General features: G+C 63.9%; 7 protein-coding genes. 5 read left to right on the plus strand and 2 right to left on the minus strand.

All coding sequences use genetic code 11. The features are described 5' to 3' along the window. Positions 1 to 155 precede the first annotated feature (155 nt). The 5 genes from recO to B3V69_RS06665 all read left to right on the plus strand — a co-directional run bounded on the left by recO (position 156) and on the right by B3V69_RS06665 (position 4,504). On the plus strand, positions 156 to 905 hold the full coding sequence (gene recO, locus B3V69_RS06645) for a DNA repair protein RecO (protein WP_296444942.1): 750 nt from the start codon (positions 156 to 158) through the stop codon (positions 903 to 905). 2 nt (positions 906 to 907) lie between these two features. Next, on the plus strand, positions 908 to 1,756 hold the full coding sequence (locus B3V69_RS06650) for a pyridoxine 5'-phosphate synthase (protein WP_296444944.1): 849 nt from the start codon (positions 908 to 910) through the stop codon (positions 1,754 to 1,756). A gap of 30 nt (positions 1,757 to 1,786) precedes the next feature. Then, the gene (gene acpS / locus B3V69_RS06655) at positions 1,787 to 2,194 is read left to right on the plus strand and encodes a holo-ACP synthase (protein WP_296444946.1); all 408 of its coding nucleotides are present in this window, start codon (positions 1,787 to 1,789) and stop codon (positions 2,192 to 2,194) included. A 65-nt stretch (positions 2,195 to 2,259) separates the two neighbouring features. Next, entirely contained in the window at positions 2,260 to 3,342 is a 1,083-nt protein-coding gene (gene nagZ / locus B3V69_RS06660; protein WP_296444947.1) for a beta-N-acetylhexosaminidase, read from the plus strand. 7 nt (positions 3,343 to 3,349) lie between these two features. Continuing rightward, positions 3,350 to 4,504 carry a patatin-like phospholipase family protein gene (locus B3V69_RS06665; protein ID WP_296444948.1) on the plus strand — a complete coding sequence of 385 codons (1,155 nt, stop codon included), beginning with the start codon at positions 3,350 to 3,352 and terminating at the stop codon, positions 4,502 to 4,504. Between the two features lie 47 nt (positions 4,505 to 4,551). Here B3V69_RS06665 and B3V69_RS06670 read toward each other — a convergent pair whose 3' ends face one another. Both B3V69_RS06670 and B3V69_RS06675 read right to left on the minus strand, forming a co-directional pair. After that, entirely contained in the window at positions 4,552 to 4,779 is a 228-nt protein-coding gene (locus B3V69_RS06670) for a hypothetical protein (protein WP_296444951.1), read from the minus strand. 49 nt (positions 4,780 to 4,828) lie between these two features. Continuing rightward, positions 4,829 to 6,010, minus strand: a complete 1,182-nt coding sequence (locus tag B3V69_RS06675) for an MFS transporter (protein ID WP_296444953.1) — start codon at positions 6,008 to 6,010, stop codon at positions 4,829 to 4,831. Between the last annotated feature and the right edge of the window lie 281 nt (positions 6,011 to 6,291).

The following is a 6,291-nucleotide window of genomic DNA, read 5'->3' on the forward strand; positions in this document are numbered from 1 at the left end:
GGCATGGAAACCCGCGTCGAACTGGAAAAAGCGCTGGACTGCAAGGTATTCATCGAGATGTGGGTCAAAGTGCGCTCTGGCTGGGCCGATGACGAGGCGCGCGTTCGGTCCTTCGGTTATCAATAAATATCATTCTGGCGCTGGCCTGACCTCGCGTGGCGACCCAACGCATCTCTGACGAACCTGCTTACGTCCTGCACCGCTACGACTGGAGCGAGTCGAGCCTGATTCTGGAAGTGTTCACGCGCCACCATGGCCGCATTGCGCTGGTGGCCAAGGGGGTCAAGCGGCCCAGCTCCAGCTTTCGCCCCATCTTGCTGCCTTTGCAGCCGCTGCACGTGGCTTTTGGTGGCGATGCCGAAATCCGCACGCTCAAGGGCGCCGAGTGGCAGGGCGGCCATGTCATGCCGACCGGCGACGCGCTGATGTCCGGCTACTACCTCAACGAACTTTTGCTGACGCTGCTGGCGCGGGATGACCCGCACCCGGGGCTGTTCGACGTTTACGCCAACGTGGTGCAGGTGATTGCCTCCGAGCATGGCGAGGCCCTGCAGTCCGCCTTGCGCGCCTTTGAGCTGCTGCTGTTGCGCGAGATTGGGCTGCTGCCCTCGCTGGATGCCCAGACCATGACCCTGCTGGGTCTGGACCCGCAGGCGCACTACAGCCTGGTGCCCGAGGGCGGCTTGCGCCAGACCAATGCGACGGACCGCGCCAGCCTGAGCGGTGCGCAATGGGTTGCGCTGCAACAGTCGCTGGCTGACAGTGCGCCGTTCACCGTCACCTTGCGCGCCTGCTCGGAAGTGATGGCTGAACTCAAGCCGCAGCTGCGCACGCTGCTGAATTACCATTGCGGGGTGACAACCTTGCGTACCCGGCAAATGATGATCGACCTGCAATCCTTATAGCTATGACCCCCACGCTTTCCACTACGTGTAATACGCTGCCCCCCGAGGGGGCTTCCTCGCCTTTGGGCGGCCAGGCGGCTCGGACCGTCCTCTCGGTCAACCTGAACAAAGTGGCGCTGGTTCGCAACACGCGCCATCTGGGCATCCCCAGCGTCACGCGCGCTGCCACGCTGTGCCTGCAGGCGGGGGCCAACGGCATCACGGTGCATCCGCGGCCGGACGAGCGCCATATCCGCGCTGGCGATGTGCGCGAACTGGCCGAGCTGCTGCGAGCCTGGCCGGATCGCGAATTCAACATTGAAGGCAATCCATTTCACAACCTGATGGCGTGCGTGCGTGAGCTGCTGGCGCGCAAGCTGCCGGTGCATCAGGTCACCTTCGTACCCGATAGCGAAGGGCAGTTCACCAGCGATCACGGCTGGAATTTTCCCGCTGATGCGGACCGCCTGCGCCCTCTCATTGCAGAAGCCAAAAGCCTGGGTGTGCGTGTCAGCCTGTTCATGGACGCCGACCCGCAGGCCATGGCGGCCGCCAAAGCCGTCGGTGCCGACCGCGTCGAGCTGTACACCGAGCCCTATGCCGCCGCCTGGGGCACACCGCAGCAGGGCGCGCAGTTGACACGCTTTGCCGAAGCCGCGCAGGCGGCGCTCGATGTCGGCCTGGGCGTCAACGCCGGCCACGACCTGAACCGCGACAACCTCACCGCCTTTCTCCGAGAGGTGCCGGGTGTCGCCGAAGTCTCCATCGGTCACGCCCTGATCGCCGACGCGCTGGAGCTGGGCTATGGCGCCACCGTGCAGGATTACCTGCGCTGCATCGACAGCGCGTTCGCCCCGGCCCGTTCGGGCTGAGCCGGTCGACGCTGGATACAGGCGCGCACCATGATTTACGGCATTGGTACCGACATCTGCGACGTGCGCCGCATCCGCGCCAGTCTGGCGCGCCACGGCGACCGCTTTGCCCGCAAGATCCTGAGCGACGCCGAGTTCGCCACCTGGCAAGCCCGCAGCGCGCGCTGGCCCGAGCGCGGCATCCGCTACCTGGCCACCCGCTTCAGCGCCAAAGAATCCTTCAGCAAGGCCATCGGCCTGGGCATGACCATGCCCATGACCTGGCGCCTGTGCGAAATTGGCAATTTGCCCAGTGGCAAGCCCACTTTGGTGCTGCATGGCGTGCTCAAGGACTGGTTTGACGCCCGGGGTCTGAGCGCGCAGGTCAGCGTCACGGACGAAACCGATTACGCCGCCAGCTTCTGCGTGGTTGAGGTTTTAGAGAAAATAGACCGCTAGCCCTCGTCGGCTATGCGCAAGCAGCTATTAAATATATAGCATATGGATTTTTAACGAGACGCCCCATGACACAACACGCCCCCCTCATCATCGATGTCGCTGGTTTGAGCCTGAGCCAAACGGATCGGCAACGCCTGAAGCACCCGCTGGTGGGCGGCCTCATCCTGTTTGCCCGCAACTGGCAGGACCGGGCGCAACTGACCCAGCTATGTCGCGACATCAAAAAAGTGCGTCGCGACCTGCTGATCTGCGTCGACCATGAAGGCGGACGCGTGCAGCGTTTCAAGACCGACGGCTTCACCCATTTGCCGCCGATGCGGGCCTTGGGCGAGCTGTGGCTGCGCGATGGCAAAGGGGGTGAGGGCAGTGGTGCCCTGCAAGCCAGCAACGCGGCCACGGCCTGCGGCTTCGTGCTGGGGGCCGAGCTGCGGGCCTGTGGCGTGGATTTGAGCTTCACCCCGGTGCTCGATCTTGATTTTGGCGAGAGCAGCGTGATTGGAGACCGCGCCTTCCATCGTGACCCGCGTGTCGTCAGCCTGCTGGCCAAGAGTTTGATGCATGGCTTGCTGCAAAGCGGCATGGCCAATTGCGGCAAACACTTTCCGGGCCACGGCTTCGTCAAAGCCGATTCGCATACCGACATCCCGGTCGACAAGCGCAGCCTCAAAGCCATTCTGAATGAGGACGCCGCGCCCTACGGCTGGCTCAACATGACGCTCAGCAGCGTCATGCCCGCGCATGTGATCTACCCCAATGTGGACAGCCGCCCGGCCGGGTTCTCGGCCAAGTGGCTGAACGACATCCTGCGCGGCCAGCTCGGCTTTGGCGGCGCCATTTTCAGCGACGACCTGTCCATGGCCGGCGCGCGTTTGATTGACGGCCAGCAGGTCAGCTACACGCAGGCGGCCGTGGCGGCGCTCAACGCGGGCTGCGACATGGTCTTGCTGTGCAACCAGTCGCTGGACGGCGGCCAGGCCGTCGATGCGCTGATTGACGGTTTGACCGAGGCCCAGCTTAAAGGCGGGTGGCAGCCGCTGGAGGCCAGCGAAGAGCACCGCCGCGCGCTGTTGCCGCGCGGCGCCAGCCCTGAATGGGATGCCTTGATGGTGCAGTCGGCCTATATGCAGGCCCTCGGTCTGATTCCCTGAGATTCTCATGGCCTATATCCCCGCACCAATCCCCTCCGACCGCTCCGCCGCCGACGCGCGCCCGATCAATCTGGCTTTGCAGGGCGGCGGCTCGCATGGCGCTTTCACCTGGGGCGTGCTGGACGCCCTGCTGGAAGACGGACGGGTCGAGATCGAAGGCATCAGCGGCACCAGCGCCGGGGCGATGAATGCGGTGGCGCTGGCCCATGGTTTTGCGCGGGCGGCGGACCAGCCGGGGCGTGATCCGCGCGAGGCCGCGCGCGAGGCCCTGGCCAGCTTCTGGAACGGCATCGTCAGCATGGGCGCCTTGTCCAACTCGGTGTCGCTGGTGCAGCGCTCCCCGTTTGAGGTTTTGTTTGGCGGCATGGGCGGTGCGGGCCATGGCAACTCACCGACGCAGCAATGGGCCGACGCCATGACGGCCTGGTGGTCGAACTCGGTGTCGCCGTACCAAAGCAATCCGTTTGACATCAACCCCTTGAAGCAGTTTCTGGAGGGGCAAATTGATTTTGACCGGCTGGCCCGCTATGCGACGCCCAAAGTATTCGTCGTCGCCACCCGCGTGACCACCGGCAAGGCCGAAATATTTTCCGGCAGCCGTCTCACCGCCGCCGCCGTCATGGCCTCGGCCTGTCTGCCCACGGTGTTCAAGGCGGTCGAGATTGAGGGCGACTTTTTTTGGGACGGTGGTTACTCCGGCAACCCGGCCATTCACCCGCTGATCTACAACTGCCAGAGCCGCGACATTGTGCTGGTGCAGATCAACCCCATCGCGCGCGACAAACTGCCCACCACGGCCGCCGAGATCATGGACCGCATGAACGAGATCACCTTCAACGCGGGCTTGATTGCCGAGATACGCGCCATTGATTTCGTCAAGCGCCTGCTGGCTCAAGGCAAGCTCGACGCCAGCCATTACAAGGACGTGCTGATGCACCGCATTGACGGCGGCGAGGTGCTGGAGCAGTTCAGCGCCTCCAGCAAGTCGTCCACCGACGGCCATCTGATTCATCAATTGCACGAACTGGGGCGCTCAGCTGGCAAGGCCTGGCTGGGCAAACACTACGCCGCCTTGGGTGTGGTGGACACGGTCAATCTGGCTAAGGATTATCTGGATGACATGCGGGTGCCGGTGCAGCAGACGCACGATCCCGCGGGCTGATGGGGGCTCGTCTGCGCCAGCTTCCCTGAGAAGCCTGCTTTGCGGGGTCAGGGCGAGCGGTGCAGTCTGGAGGACTTCAGGGTCACGATCTGGTCACTGATCGTTTGATCGACGTCCTGGTAGCGCGTGAGCAGCTTGGCGGCGCTCAGGAGGGCGCGCAGTTCCTGCAGGTCTTTCACCGTGGGGGCCACTTTGATCTGCAAGAGGGCGGCTGAACTGTTGCTACCTTGAATCAGGGCGGCTACTTTGGCCGCCCACATACTGGGACGTGACATGACGTGATTCCTGATGGCGGGTTGAGGTGCGGGTCATTCTGACACAGGCTCAATAAGCCTTGGGCTGTGGCCCGACCAGCCGCGCTGACGCCACGGTGGCCAGTGCCGACAGCGCAATGCAACTCCAGATCACCAGTCCATAGCTGCCCGTGCGGTCAAACACCGCGCCCGCGACCACTGGCCCCAGCAAATTGCCCAGCGCCGCGCCCGTGTAGAGCGTGCCGATGATGCTGGAGACGGCCCGCCCGCCAAACAGGTCCATGCAGATGGTGGGCATCAGCGACACGATACCGCCATAGCTCACGCCAAACCACAGCGCAAACAGCGCCAGGGCCGTGTAACCATCGGCCCAGTTCCAGAGCAAAAGGGATGCGCCCATGGAGCCCTGCATCAGCACCAGGGTCAGGCTGCGGCCGATGCGGTCGGCCAGGGTGCCAATCGCAAAGCGGCTGACCAGACTGCCGATGCCGATCAGGCCCACCAGCCCCACCGCCCGTGCGTCATCAATACCCAGATCCCGGGCTGCGGCCGACGCGTGCGCGAAGGGGATGAACATCGTGGGGGCCGCCAGCACGGCCGCGACATACATCCACCAGAAGCTGCGGCTGCGCATCGCCTCACGCAGACTGGCCCCGGGCGGCGGTGCCGACCCCGAGCCGCCGGCGCCGGGCGCCCGTTTCAGAAGCCCTGCAGCGCACAAGCCAATGACCAGCACACCCAGCGCCACGGCCCGCATGGCATCCCGCCACTGCAGCCAATGGATGGCGCTTGTTGCCAGCAGGGGAATGATCAGCGTGCCGGCACCAACACCCGCGCTGGCAATGCCCGCGGCCAGACCACGCCGGGTGGTAAACCAGGGCTGCACGCAAGCGATGGCCGGGGTATAGACCAAAGCGATGCCCACGCCGATGCCCGCGCCATAGGTCAGGTACACCGTGCCCATGGCGTGGGCGAAGCTGGTGGCAAGCAGGCCGCCGGCAATGCACAACATGCCGGTGCAACACACCAGCCGCGGGCCAAAGCGGTCGGCCAGCATGCCACCGAAGGCGCCCAGCGTGAAATAGATCAGCCCGGAAATGCCGAACACCAGTGCCACATCGGCACGCTGCGCAGAAAATTCCGCCGCAAAAGATTCAAAGAACGACGCAAACGAGTAAGAAACGCCGAAGATGATCGCCAGGTTGAAGAAAGCGCCCCAGACGATGACCCATGCGTAGCGCGGTTCATTCATGCCGTTCCTTTTTTTTGTCATTGAGCAGCCCATCCACCATGGCTGCGTGTCTCCAGCCCAAATGTAGTTAGCGCCTGCCTCAGCACGAGTCACCCAAGCGACCGGCACCGTGCACGGCAGCCCCCTGCGGCATAAACACCGGCTCGGCGCTGTAAAGATCGAGACGGACGCGCCTTCTTCGGAAGCTGTCGCTGCCCAAAAGGCGCCCCGCTATCCGCGACAATCAAGCCTGATTTTTTCAAGATATTCATACCCATGAAATCCCGATCCGTATCCGGTGG

This window comes from Rhodoferax sp. UBA5149, from assembly GCF_002413825.1.
GTDB lineage: Bacteria > Pseudomonadota > Gammaproteobacteria > Burkholderiales > Burkholderiaceae_C > Rhodoferax.

Coding starts and splice junctions, on each gene's coding strand:
- B3V69_RS06650 (WP_296444944.1), top strand. CDS start 908: ATGACCCCCACGCTTTCCACTACGTGTAATACGCTGCCCCCCGAGGGG.
- acpS (WP_296444946.1), top strand. CDS start 1,787: ATGATTTACGGCATTGGTACCGACATCTGCGACGTGCGCCGCATCCGC.
- nagZ (WP_296444947.1), top strand. CDS start 2,260: ATGACACAACACGCCCCCCTCATCATCGATGTCGCTGGTTTGAGCCTG.
- B3V69_RS06665 (WP_296444948.1), top strand. CDS start 3,350: ATGGCCTATATCCCCGCACCAATCCCCTCCGACCGCTCCGCCGCCGAC.
- B3V69_RS06670 (WP_296444951.1), bottom strand. CDS start 4,779: ATGTCACGTCCCAGTATGTGGGCGGCCAAAGTAGCCGCCCTGATTCAA.
- B3V69_RS06675 (WP_296444953.1), bottom strand. CDS start 6,010: ATGAATGAACCGCGCTACGCATGGGTCATCGTCTGGGGCGCTTTCTTC.